Origin of the sequence: Halobacillus amylolyticus, assembly GCF_022921115.1 — a bacterium.
Classification (GTDB): domain Bacteria; phylum Bacillota; class Bacilli; order Bacillales; family Halobacillaceae; genus Halobacillus_A; species Halobacillus_A amylolyticus.
Genome location: NZ_CP095075.1, coordinates 3,485,772 through 3,501,842, shown reverse-complemented (window position 1 = coordinate 3,501,842; position 16,071 = coordinate 3,485,772). Strand labels below are relative to the sequence as shown.

The following is a 16,071-nucleotide window of genomic DNA, read 5'->3' as shown; positions in this document are numbered from 1 at the left end:
ATCGTAAATATAAAACCACGTCCTGATCTAAATCAAGACGTGGTTTTTCTCTTCTTCATTATCGGGATCACACTACAAAGCCCATGAGTTCCTAATTCTTTCTGGTTGGACCGAATTGGGGAAAAACGCACAATCACCAGTCAATTTCATCAGGATAATCCATCTTAAGTCTAATCTCATCTGGTAAACATTTATACCTCTTGGCAGCCTCCGCCACCTCAGCCCGTACTTCCTTGTACTCTTTCCCGAACTCAGCTAAACGCTTCGCCATAATCGTGATCTTCTTGAGACGTTCTTCAGCATCCATATCACAGAACCTGCAATTAAGAAGATCTACATACTGCGTAGTGTACCCGATCGTCCAACTATAATCTTTAATTAACAGATTTATTGTGCGACTATATGAAGTATCAGGAATCGTTTCTTTAATAGCTTTAGCAATAGCCGATTGAAACATCTTCACATTCGCAATGGCAGCATCCCAAATGTTCGATTTATCCTCCATCATCCGATACGTGTTTTTGGACTTTTTCCCTGCATACTCTTTTACGAAATCATTTAAGGCCATCGTGACAAAAAGAAGTTCAGGCCATAGAACGTGGATCGACAAGTAGACATTTTCTTTACTTGTAATAATAGAAAGGTGCCGCATTTTTTCTTCATCCATCCCGTTATCCACAAATTTAATGTAACGATTTCCCATAATCGCATGGCGCAAGTCGTAGCAAACACCCAGCACTCTCATGCGTGCACCATCATAGGATGAGAACTCCTTCTCCTCTCCAACAATAGTATGTAGGGATTCATAAAGAGCATCGAAGTCCTTATAATCACCAGTAACTTCTACCCCTGCATTATTAGGCGTGTTTTCTAAAGAAATCATAAAGTCACCACCGTTCTGATATAAGTTTCTCTACTTTTTAGCCTAGACTTTTTTATACATTGAATCAAATGGAGCGTTAGTGTGTGAAAAATCCAAAATTCCAGAGCTATTAAATAACCTGGATAATAGTGTGTTATAAATTAACTAAATCACCCATCAACGACGGAACGATGAGCTGAACAAAAAAGCAAAGCCGAAGAAGATGTAACCTCCTGGCTTTGCTCTTTTTAACCGTCTTACCCGTTCGCTGAAATAAACGGTATCCCATTGCTCCCCTACTAATTTTCTTACCGTAAACTTCCCTGATAAACAGTACTATAAATGTGGTGGAATAATATTTTTTGCTTTTTTCATTCTTCACCCCCCAATTTTTCCACTATTCTGATTAAGATAAAGATAACATGTTCATTACAGCCTTTAAATCTTTGTGTTAGGGAAGGTGAAACGGAATTTTAGAATGTTCTCCAATAATGTTTCCTCTAACTGAATGGATCACCCTGTTCCAGATGAATTTCAGTCAAAACAAAAGAACCCCGACATCCTTCTCCGGAAGGACTCGAGGTTCTACAGTTTACTAGCCATACACTTACCTTTTATTCTCAGATTTTCCTTCGATTATTCCTTGTTCTCGAGCTAATTGTTTCGCGATCCGGGGCGCATGCCACAGTAGTGGAAGCATTAAAACTGAGACGGGAACAGCAGCAATCACGACAAATGATTGTAATGCTCCGATCCCACCGCCACCAATTTTAATTAAAATCGTGGCAATCACCGCCATAATCACTGCCCAAAACACACGAATTACTTTCGGCGGATCCCCTGCCCCTGTCACACTCATCGAGATTGAATAGGCCATTGAGTCGACCGTAGTTACGACGAAGAGCATGGTTAAAATAAGGAAGATGAACGGCATAATAGAACCTAATGGCATCTTTTCTGCAATGGCGATGATCGCAGCTGGCAGCCCACCCTCCATTAAAGGAGCACTGATGGAGCCTGCATTCTTCAACTCATGGAAAATCCCTGTCCCGCCTAGAATCGTAAACCAAAAATTGGCTGCTAAGGGTGCAACGATGGCAACCACAAGGAATACCTCTCTAATCCTTCTTCCCCCAGCAATTCTAGCCACAAGCAGAGAAACTAACGGGCCAAAGCCTATGAACCAGCCGAAGAAAAAGAGCATCCAACTTCCTAACCATTCCTGATCAGTTCGAAACGTGCTAATCGAAATAAACTCGCTAGTATAAGTCCCAAAGGATGAGATGAAAGAATCGATAATAAACCCACCCGGTCCAAAGATCAATAAGAAGAAAGCAATGACAACAGCCATACTAATGTTTACTTTACTTAACCATTGAATCCCTTTCTCAATACCAGTTAATGTAGAGATTAAAACAACAGTGATGAGAGCTAAAATGATGAAAACCTGTGTAGTAAACGTGTCTGGCCATCCAAACACAGCGCTGACTCCATAACTCACTTGTAAGCCAAGAAATCCAATCGGGCCGATCGTTCCAGCTGCTGCTCCAATAATACAAAAAACATCAGCCAGTGTTCCCCAAATACTATTACGAATTTTTTCGCCAAAAATAGGGTACAAAAGTGTTCTCGGCTTGAGAGGCATGCCCTTATTGTGATGGGCATACATGATCACAATTGTGCTGATAGCACCATAAACTGCCCAAGCCGTGAAGCCCCATGACATATAGCTTTGAGCAAGCGCTGGTGCCACTGCCTCTTTCGTCCCAGCTACAATCCCTGTATGCATGGGCGGGACTTCCATAAAGTAATACATAGGCTCGGCGGCAGCCCAGAAAACTCCTCCAGCCCCTAACCCTGAAGTAACGATTATGGCAATAAATTTAAAAAGACTCATCTCCGGTTGTTTATTCAGGTCCCCAAGCTTTACCTTTCCATATTTTGAAAAAGCTAATCCAGTCCCTACAATAAACGTCGCTAACAGAAGCAACTGCCAATAAGCCCCAAAATAACGAATCGATAATTCAAAACCAATGTCCACGTAATTTTTAACCATATCTACCCTAAGGATTGAAAGTAGTACAAATAAGAGAAGGAGGCCGCCACTTAAAATAAAAACAGGCCAATTCACTTTCTCCCTTAAAGAAATCCAATAACCATTCGACATCCATTCACCCCATATAAATAATCTATCTGATTGCTACGCTTTGCCTAGCCGAGTTTCCATTACCTCACAATGTTTGTGTTTGCAGTCATACTCCGGTGTTTCTTCCCGTTCACCCCTAAGTTGTTGGTTTATGTACAAAAATCTCCGCCCGCTTCTACCCTTTTATACGGATTTATTTGGACAGCGGCTTATCATTATACAGCAAATCTACCCTTAATCAAATGTTGATCGATAATTCGCTGCGGAGTCTGTTTCCAAGCACCATTAGAACACCTGCGACTTGTGAAGACGGGTCCAGTTATCTTTATATTGCCTTAACGAGGAGACATAACGACCTAACACAAGAACATAACACCCTAACTTTATGTCCATCTTGCACACCCTTAATTTTCAAAAAGTAATTATATACATTTTGTGGGTAGTGAGTATAATGATCTTAATGAAGATAAGTGGAGGTTTGGACAATGTCAATGACTCTAATGATGGTAGGCCTTTCTGGTGTTGTCGTAATGATTGTCGTGTTACTGCTCGGACTCATTTTGAAAACCGGTAAACTTAAACGTAATACCATAATCTTAACTGCTTTCTTTGTTAGTTTTATTGCCGGTATAACCACCTCCCCACCCCCTACCCCTGAAGAAGCCTTGAGGGCATCTACGATTTACAAGGAAAAAGAGAAAATGAAGGAAGAAGTAAAGAAAATAGAAATTGAATTCGAGCAGGTGAAGGACGAGATTCGTGATTCTCAAAGAAAGTCAAATAAAGAATTATTAGAGGCTCAAAATGAATTAAAAAAGATAAAGTCTGATATACAAGTTGAAAGCGATAACCTAACCAGCAAAAAAGAGGAATTTGCCGAAGTTTCATCCTATATAAACAAAAAGGGCTCCCTCATAAAAGAGATTGAACAATTGAAGAAAGAAGTCGATTCAGCAAACGATGAAATAGGGAATAAAGAAAAAGAGAGGAAGGCTAAGGAAAGCGACTTAAATACTCTTGAAGATAAAATTAAAACGGAGGAAAATAAGCTAACTACACTGGAAGGAAAAATTAAAACGAGAGAAGATGAATTAGAGGACATTGGAAATGTAATTAATAAAAAGAAAACTGAACCTATTACGCTAATTGCCGGTCAGTATATGGTAGGATCCGATATACCAGTGGGACGATATCAAGTAACCAATGTTGGTCGTGGAACCAACTTTTTCGTGTATGGTTCCGATGGCTATGCAATCGTTAATACAATATTAGGGGACGATCATGGTAGTGGAGATTATGTGTTTTTTACAGAAGAAGGAAATGTCATAGAAACGCATGGAAAAGTAAAATTAATTCCAGTTGATTAATATTAGTGTGCAGTGCAAAAAGGGACAGCGTAGTGAAAAATACACAATTCTGTCCCTATCCATATTTACCCTTTCTCAGGATAAAACAACACCTTCACATAAGAACCCCTTCTATTAATCAAATGATCAAACGTTTCAGGCCCCTGTTTCAAATCCAACTGATGAGAAATCATCGGTTTAACGTTAATTTGACCCGTGCTCATGTAGTGAATAGAAGATCGCCACTCTTTGCCTGGAAAAGGAGCCGAAATCGCATTCCACGACCCTAATACTTTTAACTCATTACGTACAATTCTTTCAAAATAAAAACGTTCAATATTAATATCTGAGTAAGGAATCCCCATGAAGACGACTTCCCCGCCCTTTTTAGGAAGAGCGAATACTTGGGCAGAAGTGATGGGAGATCCAGCTGATTCTACTGCTAAATCAACCCCGATACCATTTGTGTGTTCAAGAATCTGCTCATGTGCTGGCGTTTCCAGTGAATTTATTAATACGTCTGCCCCTACTTGTTTAGCTACTTCAAGCTTAGAATCATCAATATCAATGGCATACACTTTCTTCGCGCCGAAAATTTTTGCCCATTGGACCGCAAGTAACCCAATACTTCCACATCCCATAACCGCTACTTCTGCTCCTGGCTGGATACTTGTACGGTAAAAACCGTGGGCTACAACAGAAGATGGTTCGACCAATGCTGCTGTACCGTAATCCACATTGTCTGGAAGTGGGACGATATGCTCTCCTGGTAATTTTACATATTCGGCGTAGGCGCCGGGGTGACGTGCTCCTATCACGGTTAGTTTTTCACAGCGTGATAATTCACCTTTTTGACAGTTTAGACATTCACCGCAATAGTACGTTGGGCAGCCTGTCACACGGTCGCCTACCTTAATACCTTCAACACCTGATCCAACCTCAGTAACTTCTCCTGCAAACTCGTGGCCAAATGTCATCCCTTCTACATAAGGCCCTAGCTTTTTGTATCTGGATATATCTGAACCACAGATCCCAACAGCTTTTACTTTGACGATGACATCAACTGTTTGTTCAATGATCGGTTCTGGTGATTCTTCAAAACGTATATCCTGTTCACCATAAAGATTAAGGGCTCTCATTTTCTTCCCCCTTTCTATCGATTCTTTACTAACTGGCTGATGATTGTTGAGTCTTCTTTCCTCTGAAAATCATTTTATATAGGGCGAACCCTACGACAAGGGTGTTAAAGATAACTTGGTATTCATAATAAACATCACCGATAACCCGCATGGGTCCTAACATAAAATCCAATAGTGCATCTGTCATCCTATCCCCTCACTTCGTTAAGAATCATTTAATCAACAGGAGTTAACAAAACTTTGATCGCTTCCCCACTTTTAATAGCTTGATATGCTTCCTCCCATTGGGAAATATCAAATTCATGTGTCACCATCGCTTTGGCATTGACGCTTCCGTTATTCATTAATTCAAGAGAGGGCGCCCAGTCAGCTGATTTTTGACTTCTGCTTCCTACAACGCGGATTTCTTTTTGAATGATTTTTTCAAGATCGAAGGAAACTTCTGGTTGGTGAAAAATCCCCACCTGCCCGTATTGCCCTTTTTTACGTAACAGATCAAGTCCCTGTTTAGCGGCAGGAGCAGCACCCGAGCATTCAAAGACAACGTCTGCCCCATAGCCATCTGTCAGGCTGTTCACCAGTTCTTTAATATCTTGTTCCTGCGTATCCACTGCATAATCAATCCCTAATTCTCTCGCTTTATCTAAACGAACTTTGTCATGTGTTAAACCAGTGATAAGAACTTTAGCACCACGACTTTTGGCGACCTGCGCCGTAAATAAACCAATCGGGCCAGGACCAATAACAACGACAACATCTCCCACAATGATCTCGGTTTTCATAACAGCGTGATGTGTACATGCTAAAGGCTCCGTCATGGCTGCGGACCGATCATCTACATGATCAGGAAGATGATGGACACTGTCTTTACGGGCAATTAAATACTTCGCAAAGCCGCCGTCCTGTTGTGTGCCAAGTCCTTTTCGATAATTACATAGATTGAAATCACCGGCCTTACAATATTTACACTCACCGCAAATATAGAAAGTTGTTTCTGAAGTTACACGGTCGCCAGTCTTAAACTCTGTCACCCCTTCCCCAACTTCAACAACTTTTCCGGAAAATTCATGCCCTAAGGTCACGGGGACGCCAACTTTGTAATGCCCTTCATAGGTATGAATATCAGACCCACAGATTCCTGCATAGATCACTTCAATTTTCACTTGATCTTTACCGACATGTGGTTCTTCCTTATCTTGAATTTCCAGATGGCCAAAACCGAGTTCTGTTTTTACTAGTGCTTTCATTTGAACTCCTCCAGTACAATCCATTTTTGTGAGATTAATTTGGTTAATTAAACAGGCTAAACAACTTAAAGATAATCCAGTTCACTAAGTTACCGCCCTGGTCAATACTTGAGATTTTGGTGGATCCTTCTGGCATATTAAAATCAGTATTGATCGCCATTTCTGTAAAGATTGGAGCAACATCTGTTGCGATATAAAGTGACAAAGCAATCATAACGGTCCCCACAATAACGGAATGAACAATATTTCCCCTGGCGCCACCGACGATAAAAGCCACAATGAAAGGAATCGTAGCTAAGTCGCCAAATGGCAGTAACGCGTTCCCTGGTAAAATGACGGCCAGGACAACTGTAATCGGAACGAGGATCAGTGCTGTTGAGATGACCGCAGGATGCCCAAGGGCAACGGCTGCATCAAGCCCGATATAAATTTCTCGATCACCAAATCGTTTGGATAACCATTCACGGGCTGATTCGGATACAGGCATTAAACCTTCCATCAAAATCTTCACCATACGTGGCATCAGTACCATAACCGCGGCCATAGCCATACCAATTTCGATCACTTCACCAGCGTTGTATCCTGCTAGGAAACCAATCGCTGCACCTAAAAACAGTCCAATGAAAATGGATTCCCCAAAAATACCAAATCGTTTTTGAATCGTGTCAGGATCTGCATTCCAGTTTTTCACTCCAGGAATTTTTTGCAGCAACTGTACGAGGAAAATCCCTGGTGCGTAGGAAATGGTACTACCCGTTGCGATGGAAACTCCCGGTAATTCATAGAATTCGCTGACCATCGGTGCTGTCCAGTCAGCGACTTTAAGACAAACAATCTGAAATAGTACGGCAGCGATCAGACCTTGGATGATACTCCCTGAAATCGCATAGACCATGGCTGCCATAAATGTATAGTGCCAATAGTTCCAAATGTCCACGTTCATCGTTTTTGTCGTCTTCGTAACAAGCATGATAACGTTTACAGCTAAACCTAAGGGAATAATAAAAGCTGCAACCACTGATGCCCAGGCAATAGACGATGTCGCCGGCCAACCTACATCAATAACGTTTAATTCTACTCCTAATCTATCAACCATCCCTTGTGCTGCAGGCCCCAAGTTATTGACAAGTAAATCTACAACTAAGAAAATACCAACAAAAGCCACACCGATCGTTAAACCGGAGCGAAAAGCTTTACCTGGTTTCTGACCGAATAGTAAACCTAATAAGAAGATGGCAACCGGCAGGATTACTGTTGCTCCTAAATCTAAAAAGCCTTGTATAATATCAACAAACCCTTGCATCTATTTCATCCTCCCCACATTTTAAAAGCGAACCTCTCCGTCAAAAATCGAGCTTTTTTATTTCTGTAGCTCCTCTAATATTTGCTTTTTCGTATCTTCAGTCCCAATACCGGTTAGGAATGAGCGTGCATTGATAACTGGGAATGGGTATTCTTTCTTCGTCATGGCAGTGGTTACGAGTAAATCCGCGGTATCTACATAGCTGCCTACCTCAGCAACTTTAATTTGAACTAGGTCAACTTTTAGGTCATGTTCTTTGGCCATTTCTTTGATAGCACCATTAACCACCGTAGATGTTGCAATGCCTGCTCCACATGCCACCAATACTTGTTTCTTTTTCATTCTTACTCATCTCCTTCAAATCTATTTTTCAGGTCATTCGTTACATACATGAAAGGATTTTCACTAGAAAAGACTGCTTATTTTTTAAGTTCATCTAAAATTTGTTGTTTCGTATCTTCTGTTCCAATACCGGTTAGGAATGAGCGTGCATTAATAACTGGGAATGAGTACTCTTTCTTCGTCATCGCTGTCGTCACGAGTAAATCCGCGGTATCTATATAGCCGCCTACCTCAGCAATCTTGATTTGAACTAAATCAACCTTTAGATTATGTTCTTTTGCCATTTCTTCAATAGCACCATTAACCACCGTAGATGTTGCAATCCCTGCTCCACATGCGACCAATACTTGTTTCTTTTCCATTCTTACTCATCTCCTTTACATGCCATAAAGTCTAATTTTTCTTCTAGTAGATGTTTAATGCTGGTTTTATTTTTTTCACTTACTAAATACTTCAAAGTTTCTTCACTTTGGAAGATTTGCATTAACTGTTGCAGCAAAGTTAGTTGGGAGTGTGCTTCATCCATGGCCAGCATAAATACTAGTTTCACAGGTGTGATCTCACTTTCATCCCCCATCACCCCGAAATCAACAGCTTTTTTTAAAACTCCTACGCTGATGGTTTTTCTGTTTACGTGCTCTACATCAGTGTGTGGAATGGCTACAGAAATACCGGCTGTTGGTAAACCTGTGGCAAATTCCCCTTCTCTTGCAATAATAGCTTGGATAAAGCTTTCTTTAACAAGCTCCTTATCCACGAGATTACGGCCCATTACTGTTAAAATTTCTTCTTTCGCGATACCTTCTACATCAAGTAGAATGACAGATTCATCAAAAAAGATTTCACTCATTTTCTAACCTCACGATCTGCTTTTATAATGGCGGCTTGTTCAATCGACGGAATATAATGCAATCATCTTCTGAATCTCTTCGACTGAATCAGCGCTTATGACATGATTACGGTCTGTTTCCGAACCAGCAAGCTTCATTAGCTGCATTAATGCATGGATATGCTGATGCTTATCTACTGCAGCGATGACAATCACTAGATTTATGCTGTAATCCTTTGTAAAATTCACGCCCTCTTCCAACCTTAAAAGGCTCATTCCCACTTCATTGACGCCTTCTTCAGGGGCTGCATGCGGGATCGCGATGTTCGGACCAATGACAATGTAGGGATCCTCACCCGTACGACGTATCATCGCATCCACATACTCCGGCTCAATTTTACCGCCCTCAACTAATGGCTTTGCACTTACATGGATGGCCTCTTCCCAAGATTCGACTGAATTTCTAATTGTGATATGATTTGCCGGTATGAGGTCATTTAGATTAATGTCCCTAGTTTTCATAGGTTGTTTAACGGACGCCTCTTCATCTCGATCAATATATTTTTGTAAATCTTCGGTCAGAGTCTTTTCATTTTTAATCACTGCATTATTTCTTATAATGTCTAGTAAATGATCAACGTTAATGTCCCTTGGAATATAACCGTGCAGCTCGAGCATGACTTGTTTGCGCAGCCGGTATTTTTCCTCGTGTCCAAGAAAAGCATTGGAAATAAACAGTTTTTTGTCCGTCTCCAAAGATGTCGGAGAAAAAACGATATCGTAATCCAACCCGTAGTCAAGAAATTCTCGTACAGACAAGGAATCTAGAAACACAAATCCCGGAAATAGCTCCCTTAATTCAGTAAACATCAGTCTTGAAACCGACACTCCTTGGGGACAGACAACAATCGCCTTTATCTTTTTCTCAATGCTGTCACCCTGCTTCGTCATCCATCCACCAATCAGCATAGTGATATAGGTTGTTTCGCTCTCAGGAATATCATTGCCGATTAAATCCTTCAGAGGCCCTGTCGACCGTTTGACTAGATGGTGCAATTCCTTGAATTCCTTGTTTAAAGAATCTTGCATATCCATCGTTTCAGTAAGTTGATATTTAATTCGATAATAGGCGGGCTTGATATGCTGCAGCAGTTTATTCATCAACTGCTCACGGTCTTGTAAATAGATACAGGCACTCTTTTCAAATAAACGCAGCATGTTATCGATGGCCGGGACCAATCTTGGGATCGCATCATCATCCGTTAAATATTCCGACCAATATACATTTGTCGTCAATAGATGGAGTGTGATAAACAAGCGTTCTTCAACAGGGATTTGCCTGGCGTCATGGAAAATTTCCTCTGTCGCCTGATATTCTTTCGTATCGGATAATTCCTCATACTCGATAGAAAAGGAGTTGATTTCATTGCCTTGCTCAATCCTTCTTAAAATTAAGATAAGAATGTAAGGCATCGTTGCCAATTTTTCATCGGTAAATTTCAAGTTCAGCTTGCTCTCTACGTTTTCAATTCGTTTATTAAATTCATGTAATTGGTCTGTTTCAATATTGGCTAATTCTTTTATCTTATTTTGCCCACTATGCACTTGCAGCAATTGATAGGTGACATGAATAAGTAGTTTTCGAATCTGAAACTCCTTACCCTCAAGTAAATAACCAGCTTTCCTTGTATACCGTATGGTTAACTCATAATCGTTTAATTCGGTCTGTACCCGCTTCATATCACTAAGAATGGTATTTTTACTCACATCCAACTCAATCGTAAAATGATGAAGGGAAAGCTCTTCTTCGCTGCTTAAGAGCATCATGATTATGAGATAAACTCGTTGATTTTCCGAAAGAACAGTTGTTTCTAAGGCGGGACTTCTTTCTTCACCATTTAGTTTCGTAAAAACACATTGCTCAATGATAAAATGACCCTTTCTCGTTCTCTCTATCACTGGAAGGCTCTTGGTCATCAGCCACTCATTGATTTTATTGAAACTGTATCCGAGCTGCCGACGAGTTAAGTCATATTTCTTCTCGAGAGCCATGCTAGTGATGCTTGGATTGCTGACCAATTCATCCAAAATCCGCTTACTTCTGTCATCAAGCGACACCCTCAGCCCCCCTCTCATAATTTATTGTAGCATTCAGAAAACACCCGATGAATACGCTTTCATACCAAGCGAACGTACATTTTATGTACAACATCGTGATTTACATTAGAAAACACAGTTGATGCACAGTCACATCTGATTAAATTAGAAGTAATGATCCTTAACCACACAAAAAAAGTCTTCCAGAGAATGATCTCTACAAGACTTTCCACTCCCACTCATGGATTTTTTGGGGATTAAGATTGAGTCAATCATTGATGTTCGTATGTTTCTTAAACTGGTCCCCAATTAATTAATACCCCTATCGTAAGCATAATCACAGCTATCACTACCCAAATCAGCAACAAAGGCAGCATCCATTTGGCCCACTTAATCCATGGAACACCAGCGACTGCTAAACTTGCCATCAAAGGACCTGACGTAGGGAAAATACTGTTGGTGAACCCATCACCAAATTGATAGGCTTGGACTGCTACCTGACGAGTAATTCCAACCATATCTGCTAATGGAGTTAAAATAGGCATAGCGATCATAGCTTGACCACTACCTGAAGGCACCAAAAAGTTCAATAGACCATTTGCGACAAACATTCCCAGTGCAGCAAAGACTGGTGACAGCCCTTCTAGAGGAACAGAAAGGGCATTAACTGCCGTATCGAGTATCTTTGCGTTTTCCATTACAATTAGGATGGCACGGGCTACCCCAATGATCAGTGCCCCGTAAACTAGCTTTTGACATCCCTCTAAGAACGTTATAGCCACTTTATTATAATTCATCCCCGCGATAACTCCGGAAACGAGGCCAATGATAATAAAAAAGGCTGCCATATGATTGATTGTCCATTTGAACTGAATGGTTGCAAAGATAAAGAACAGAAGTGAGAGTCCTACAAAACTTAAGATGAACTTATGACGTGCTGTGAAAGGTGCTCTTAAGTCTTCCTTTGAAGCCTGTGATTCATCCAAGACACCGACTAAACTTTTCGAGGGATCACGCAGCACTCTTTTAGCATAAATCCATGTATATAAAATGGTTACGCTAACGATGACAACGAAAGCGATGACTCGTAATAGCATTCCTGAAAACAGCGGAATATCAGCAATGGATTGCGCAATTCCAACTGTATATGGATTTAAGAAACCAACATTGAATCCTGCGAATGTGGCGCCAAACGTGATGGCCACGGCAACGATCGCATCTAATTTTAGCGCTCTCGCAATAATTACGCCTATAGCCACAAAAGGGATAACTGAGTTGGCTACTGCACCGACTGCCCCACCAAGGGCAAACAAGACCGAAACTGTCGCAATCAACCAAAACTCTTTTCCACGTGTTTTGCTGACAGCTCGCAATATTCCTCCTTTGATGGCGCCTGATCTCTCGACAATTTCAAATGCTCCACCGGCAAATAATACTAAGAAAATTAAACCAGCAGATTGCACCATTCCCTCTTGAAGAGCTAAAAAGATATCCATGAATCCAGTTGCATTTCCTTCGACTCCACTATATGTACCAGGTATAACTCGCTCTACCCCATCCATCATTTCTCTATCAAACGAACCGGACGGAACAATATATGTTGCTATGACAGCTAGCAATAATACCGAAAAAAGAATCACGTATGTATCCGGCATCTCCCATTTCTTCTTTTTTTGTTGTTGTGTTTCCATAGTTTGTTCAGGTTGTGAACTCATTAAATAATCATACCTCCACATTCATATTTAATCACCTTCCCATACGAAAAATAACAATCTATGTTTGATTGGGAAAAGGATATTGTATAGTATATAATCTATACTGAATATTTGCAAAATTACAATTGTTTAAAAACGAAGAATAGCGGAGGTCCTTATGATTAAAACACTTTTTCAGGCATTAGACGATTTACATCCCGAGATGGTCGATTTACGTAGAGATTTACATATGCATCCGGAGTTATCCAACCAAGAAAAAAGAACTCCACAATTAATCGCTGATTATTTAACACAGCTAGGATTAGATGTAAAAACAAATGTAGGTGGAAATGGTGTAGTAGGTTATTTGACAGGAGATCATCCAGGAAAAACAGTTGCATTAAGAGCTGATTTTGATGCGTTACCTATGCAGGATGAAAAGAATGTGCCTTATAAATCACGGATAGATGGGGTGACACATGCTTGCGGACACGATGTGCACACTGCCGCACTTCTTGGGGTAGCCAAGGTACTAAGCAAAGTAAAACATCAATTGGCAGGGACCGTTGTCTTTATCCACCAATTTGCTGAAGAAGTTGCACCAGGTGGAGCAGAGCGTATGATCGCTGATGGGTGTCTTGAAGGAGTCGATGCCATATATGGAGCCCATGTTTGGTCAGAGAATGAGGTAGGTGAAATCTTATTTAATGAAGGCTACACGATGGCAGCTGCCGATACGTTTGAAATTGACATCCTTGGAAAAGGAGGCCACGGCGCCCTCCCCCATTTAGCAATAGACCCTGTTGTTGCGGCCAGTCAGCTAGTGGTTAGTATTCAACAGATCGCAAGCAGAAGCGTTGATCCTTTAAAATCTGTCGTCATCACCGTGGGTTCGTTTCATAGTGGAGAGGCACTAAATGTTATCCCTGACTCAGCTTCCATTAAAGGGACAGTCAGAACCTATGATGAAGATGTTCGCAGCATAGTAGAGAAGAAGTTGAGAGATTTAGTAAAAAGATTGGAATGTCAAACAGGTGCAAAAGCCAAAGTAGACTATCAATATGGACACACTTCCTTATACAATCACCCCGCTCAAACTAAAGAACTGAAACAACTTACAGAAACGCACTTAGCTGAATTTGACATAAAAAGAAAAGAGCCGTTCATGGGTGCTGAAGATTTCGCCTATTATCTTCAGGACGCTCCGGGGACATTTTTCTTTGTAGGCGGGAAAAATAAAGAGGTGAACGCCGATTATCCCCATCATCATCCCAAGTTCGATGTTGATGAAAATACACTAGGTACGATAGGAAAAGTAATGCTACTCTCTCTTTTTAATCACAATCTATTTATTGAAAAAACAAAAGAGAAAGAAGACATAGCTCATTAATCTAGAAGCCATGATGCAGTTTTTCAAGAACTGCTTGGAAGATCAAAAATCTCAAACCATGATAGTCAGTTAATTAAATAAAGGGGATACATTCTAACCCGCGAAAAAGCCATATCCCTATCAAAGCAAGAGGGCTGTCCCCTGAGTGGAAATCACTTGTGGGACAGCCTCTGTATCGTTTATGGCAATTCTGTTTCCCCCATTAAATAACGGTCACATTCCCTTGCAGCCGCTCTCCCTTCGTTGATAGCCCATACAATCAAACTTTGACCCCGACGAACATCACCAGCGGCAAAAATTCCTTCGACATTTGTTGTAAACGTTCCATAGTCAGCTTTGACATTTGATCGTTTATCAGTTTCGACACCAAGCTGCTTAAGAAAACCTTGTTCCGGTCCATTAAACCCGATCGCCAATAAAACGAGTTGGGCCGGCCATACTTTTTCCGTGCCGGGAATCTCTTTTTTTGTGCGCTGCCCCTTATCATTTGTATGAGTTTCAACGTTGATCGTATGGACTTCCTTTACATGGCCGTTTTCATCACCGACGAATTTGGTTGTCATGACAGCGTAGGCGCGAGGATCTTCGCCAAATACTGCCGTCGCTTCTTTTTGGCCATATTCAACTCGGTGGATGATCGGCCACTGCGGCCAGGGGTTATCCTCCTCGCGAACGTCACCTTTTTTAGGGTAAATATCAAATTGGGTTAGACTTTTGCATTGATGACGAACGGATGTAGCGAGGCAATCAGTTCCTGTATCACCGCCGCCGATTACGATCACGTCTTTCCCTTCGGCGTTGAGGAATTGGCCATCCTCGTGCCTGGAGTCCAATAGGCTCTTCGTGTTTTGATGGAGAAAGTCCATCGCGTAATGCACGCCTGTTAACTCCCTGCCCTCTACTTCTAAGTCCCGATGCTGTGTGGCCCCACCGCAAAGAACGACAGCATCAAATTCCTTTTGTAACTTTTCTAACGGATAATCTTGACCCACTTCTGTGTTTGTGACAAAAGTGATCCCTTCCTCTTTGAGAAGGTTCACCCGTCGTTTAACGACACGATAAGGAAGCTTCATGTCGGGAATCCCGTATGTCAGCAGGCCGCCAACCCGATCATCACGTTCAAATACGGTGACATAATGCCCTGCTTTGTTAAGCTGGGCGGCACACGCCAATCCTGCTGGACCTGAGCCGACAACAGCTGCTCTTTTTCCGGTTCGGACGGAAGGGGGCTCCGGTTTCACCCATCCTTCCGCAAATCCTTTTTCAATAATAGAAAGTTCAATGGTCCGGATGGCTACAGGGGGTTCATTAATGCCTAGGACACAGGCACCTTCACAGGGTGCTGGACAAGCCATCCCCGTAAATTCAGGGAAATTGTTCATTTGATGTTCCCGCTTGAGAGCTTCTTGCCACTGTTCTTGATAAACGAGATCATTCCACTCCGGAATCAAATGATAGACAGGACAACCGGACGTCATCCCATCGATCATCGCCCCTGTTTGGCAAGTCGGGACCCCGCAATCCATGCAGCGTGCTCCTTGTTCCTTCACCTCTTCTTCCGGCATGGGAAGCGTGTATTCTTCCCAGTCCTTCGTTCGATTTAAAGGGTCGCGTTCAGGCCTTGGCTCACGCTCATATTCCATAAAACCAGTCGGCTTTCCCATTTGCTCACCTCC

14 protein-coding genes are annotated in these 16,071 nt (G+C 41.6%); 2 read left to right on the top strand and 12 right to left on the bottom strand.

Annotated features, from left to right (window positions below; translation table 11 throughout):
- Positions 1 to 133 precede the first annotated feature (133 nt).
- The gene (locus MUO15_RS17760) at positions 134 to 883 is read right to left on the bottom strand and encodes a DUF6904 family protein (protein ID WP_245031370.1); all 750 of its coding nucleotides are present in this window, start codon (positions 881 to 883) and stop codon (positions 134 to 136) included.
- Between the two features lie 586 nt (positions 884 to 1,469).
- The gene (locus tag MUO15_RS17755; protein ID WP_245031369.1) at positions 1,470 to 3,029 is read right to left on the bottom strand and encodes a BCCT family transporter; all 1,560 of its coding nucleotides are present in this window, start codon (positions 3,027 to 3,029) and stop codon (positions 1,470 to 1,472) included.
- A 464-nt stretch (positions 3,030 to 3,493) separates the two neighbouring features.
- Here MUO15_RS17755 and MUO15_RS17750 point away from each other — a divergent pair, with 464 nt between their 5' ends.
- On the top strand, positions 3,494 to 4,375 hold the full coding sequence (locus MUO15_RS17750; protein WP_245031368.1) for a coiled-coil domain-containing protein: 882 nt from the start codon (positions 3,494 to 3,496) through the stop codon (positions 4,373 to 4,375).
- A 65-nt stretch (positions 4,376 to 4,440) separates the two neighbouring features.
- Here the strand turns inward: MUO15_RS17750 and MUO15_RS17745 are convergent, their stop codons facing one another.
- The 9 genes from MUO15_RS17745 to MUO15_RS17705 form a co-directional block, all read right to left on the bottom strand.
- Positions 4,441 to 5,493 (bottom strand): galactitol-1-phosphate 5-dehydrogenase, encoded by a 1,053-nt coding sequence (locus MUO15_RS17745; protein ID WP_245031367.1) that lies wholly within the window; start codon positions 5,491 to 5,493, stop codon positions 4,441 to 4,443.
- 28 nt (positions 5,494 to 5,521) lie between these two features.
- Positions 5,522 to 5,680 (bottom strand): hypothetical protein, encoded by a 159-nt coding sequence (locus MUO15_RS17740; protein WP_245031366.1) that lies wholly within the window; start codon positions 5,678 to 5,680, stop codon positions 5,522 to 5,524.
- Positions 5,681 to 5,708: 28 nt separating this feature from the next.
- Complete coding sequence (locus tag MUO15_RS17735; RefSeq protein ID WP_245031365.1) at positions 5,709 to 6,740, bottom strand: zinc-binding dehydrogenase; 1,032 nt, start codon at positions 6,738 to 6,740, stop codon at positions 5,709 to 5,711.
- A gap of 43 nt (positions 6,741 to 6,783) precedes the next feature.
- Positions 6,784 to 8,043 (bottom strand): galactitol-specific PTS transporter subunit IIC, encoded by a 1,260-nt coding sequence (locus tag MUO15_RS17730; RefSeq protein WP_245031364.1) that lies wholly within the window; start codon positions 8,041 to 8,043, stop codon positions 6,784 to 6,786.
- A 57-nt stretch (positions 8,044 to 8,100) separates the two neighbouring features.
- Positions 8,101 to 8,385 carry a PTS sugar transporter subunit IIB gene (locus tag MUO15_RS17725; RefSeq protein ID WP_245031363.1) on the bottom strand — a complete coding sequence of 95 codons (285 nt, stop codon included), beginning with the start codon at positions 8,383 to 8,385 and terminating at the stop codon, positions 8,101 to 8,103.
- Between the two features lie 77 nt (positions 8,386 to 8,462).
- On the bottom strand, positions 8,463 to 8,747 hold the full coding sequence (locus MUO15_RS17720; RefSeq protein WP_245031362.1) for a PTS sugar transporter subunit IIB: 285 nt from the start codon (positions 8,745 to 8,747) through the stop codon (positions 8,463 to 8,465).
- 2 nt (positions 8,748 to 8,749) lie between these two features.
- Positions 8,750 to 9,235, bottom strand: a complete 486-nt coding sequence (locus MUO15_RS17715; RefSeq protein WP_245031361.1) for a PTS sugar transporter subunit IIA — start codon at positions 9,233 to 9,235, stop codon at positions 8,750 to 8,752.
- A 39-nt stretch (positions 9,236 to 9,274) separates the two neighbouring features.
- Entirely contained in the window at positions 9,275 to 11,332 is a 2,058-nt protein-coding gene (locus MUO15_RS17710) for a BglG family transcription antiterminator (protein WP_245031360.1), read from the bottom strand.
- Positions 11,333 to 11,604: 272 nt separating this feature from the next.
- Positions 11,605 to 13,026: a YfcC family protein gene (locus MUO15_RS17705; protein WP_245031359.1), complete on the bottom strand. Its 1,422-nt coding sequence runs from the start codon at positions 13,024 to 13,026 to the stop codon at positions 11,605 to 11,607.
- Positions 13,027 to 13,183: 157 nt separating this feature from the next.
- Between MUO15_RS17705 and MUO15_RS17700 the strand changes: the two genes are divergently transcribed.
- Entirely contained in the window at positions 13,184 to 14,395 is a 1,212-nt protein-coding gene (locus tag MUO15_RS17700) for a M20 metallopeptidase family protein (protein WP_245031358.1), read from the top strand.
- Positions 14,396 to 14,574: 179 nt separating this feature from the next.
- Here the strand turns inward: MUO15_RS17700 and MUO15_RS17695 are convergent, their stop codons facing one another.
- Positions 14,575 to 16,059: a glutamate synthase subunit beta gene (locus MUO15_RS17695; protein WP_245031357.1), complete on the bottom strand. Its 1,485-nt coding sequence runs from the start codon at positions 16,057 to 16,059 to the stop codon at positions 14,575 to 14,577.
- Positions 16,060 to 16,071 lie beyond the last annotated feature (12 nt).

Excerpts from the sequence above, each read along its gene's own strand:
- MUO15_RS17760 (WP_245031370.1), bottom strand. The coding sequence starts at position 883 with ATGATTTCTTTAGAAAACACGCCTAATAATGCAGGGGTAGAAGTTACT.
- MUO15_RS17755 (WP_245031369.1), bottom strand. The coding sequence starts at position 3,029 with ATGTCGAATGGTTATTGGATTTCTTTAAGGGAGAAAGTGAATTGGCCT.
- MUO15_RS17750 (WP_245031368.1), top strand. The coding sequence starts at position 3,494 with ATGTCAATGACTCTAATGATGGTAGGCCTTTCTGGTGTTGTCGTAATG.
- MUO15_RS17745 (WP_245031367.1), bottom strand. The coding sequence starts at position 5,493 with ATGAGAGCCCTTAATCTTTATGGTGAACAGGATATACGTTTTGAAGAA.
- MUO15_RS17740 (WP_245031366.1), bottom strand. The coding sequence starts at position 5,680 with ATGACAGATGCACTATTGGATTTTATGTTAGGACCCATGCGGGTTATC.
- MUO15_RS17735 (WP_245031365.1), bottom strand. The coding sequence starts at position 6,740 with ATGAAAGCACTAGTAAAAACAGAACTCGGTTTTGGCCATCTGGAAATT.
- MUO15_RS17730 (WP_245031364.1), bottom strand. The coding sequence starts at position 8,043 with ATGCAAGGGTTTGTTGATATTATACAAGGCTTTTTAGATTTAGGAGCA.
- MUO15_RS17725 (WP_245031363.1), bottom strand. The coding sequence starts at position 8,385 with ATGAAAAAGAAACAAGTATTGGTGGCATGTGGAGCAGGCATTGCAACA.
- MUO15_RS17720 (WP_245031362.1), bottom strand. The coding sequence starts at position 8,747 with ATGGAAAAGAAACAAGTATTGGTCGCATGTGGAGCAGGGATTGCAACA.
- MUO15_RS17715 (WP_245031361.1), bottom strand. The coding sequence starts at position 9,235 with ATGAGTGAAATCTTTTTTGATGAATCTGTCATTCTACTTGATGTAGAA.
- MUO15_RS17705 (WP_245031359.1), bottom strand. The coding sequence starts at position 13,026 with ATGAGTTCACAACCTGAACAAACTATGGAAACACAACAACAAAAAAAG.
- MUO15_RS17700 (WP_245031358.1), top strand. The coding sequence starts at position 13,184 with ATGATTAAAACACTTTTTCAGGCATTAGACGATTTACATCCCGAGATG.
- MUO15_RS17695 (WP_245031357.1), bottom strand. The coding sequence starts at position 16,059 with ATGGGAAAGCCGACTGGTTTTATGGAATATGAGCGTGAGCCAAGGCCT.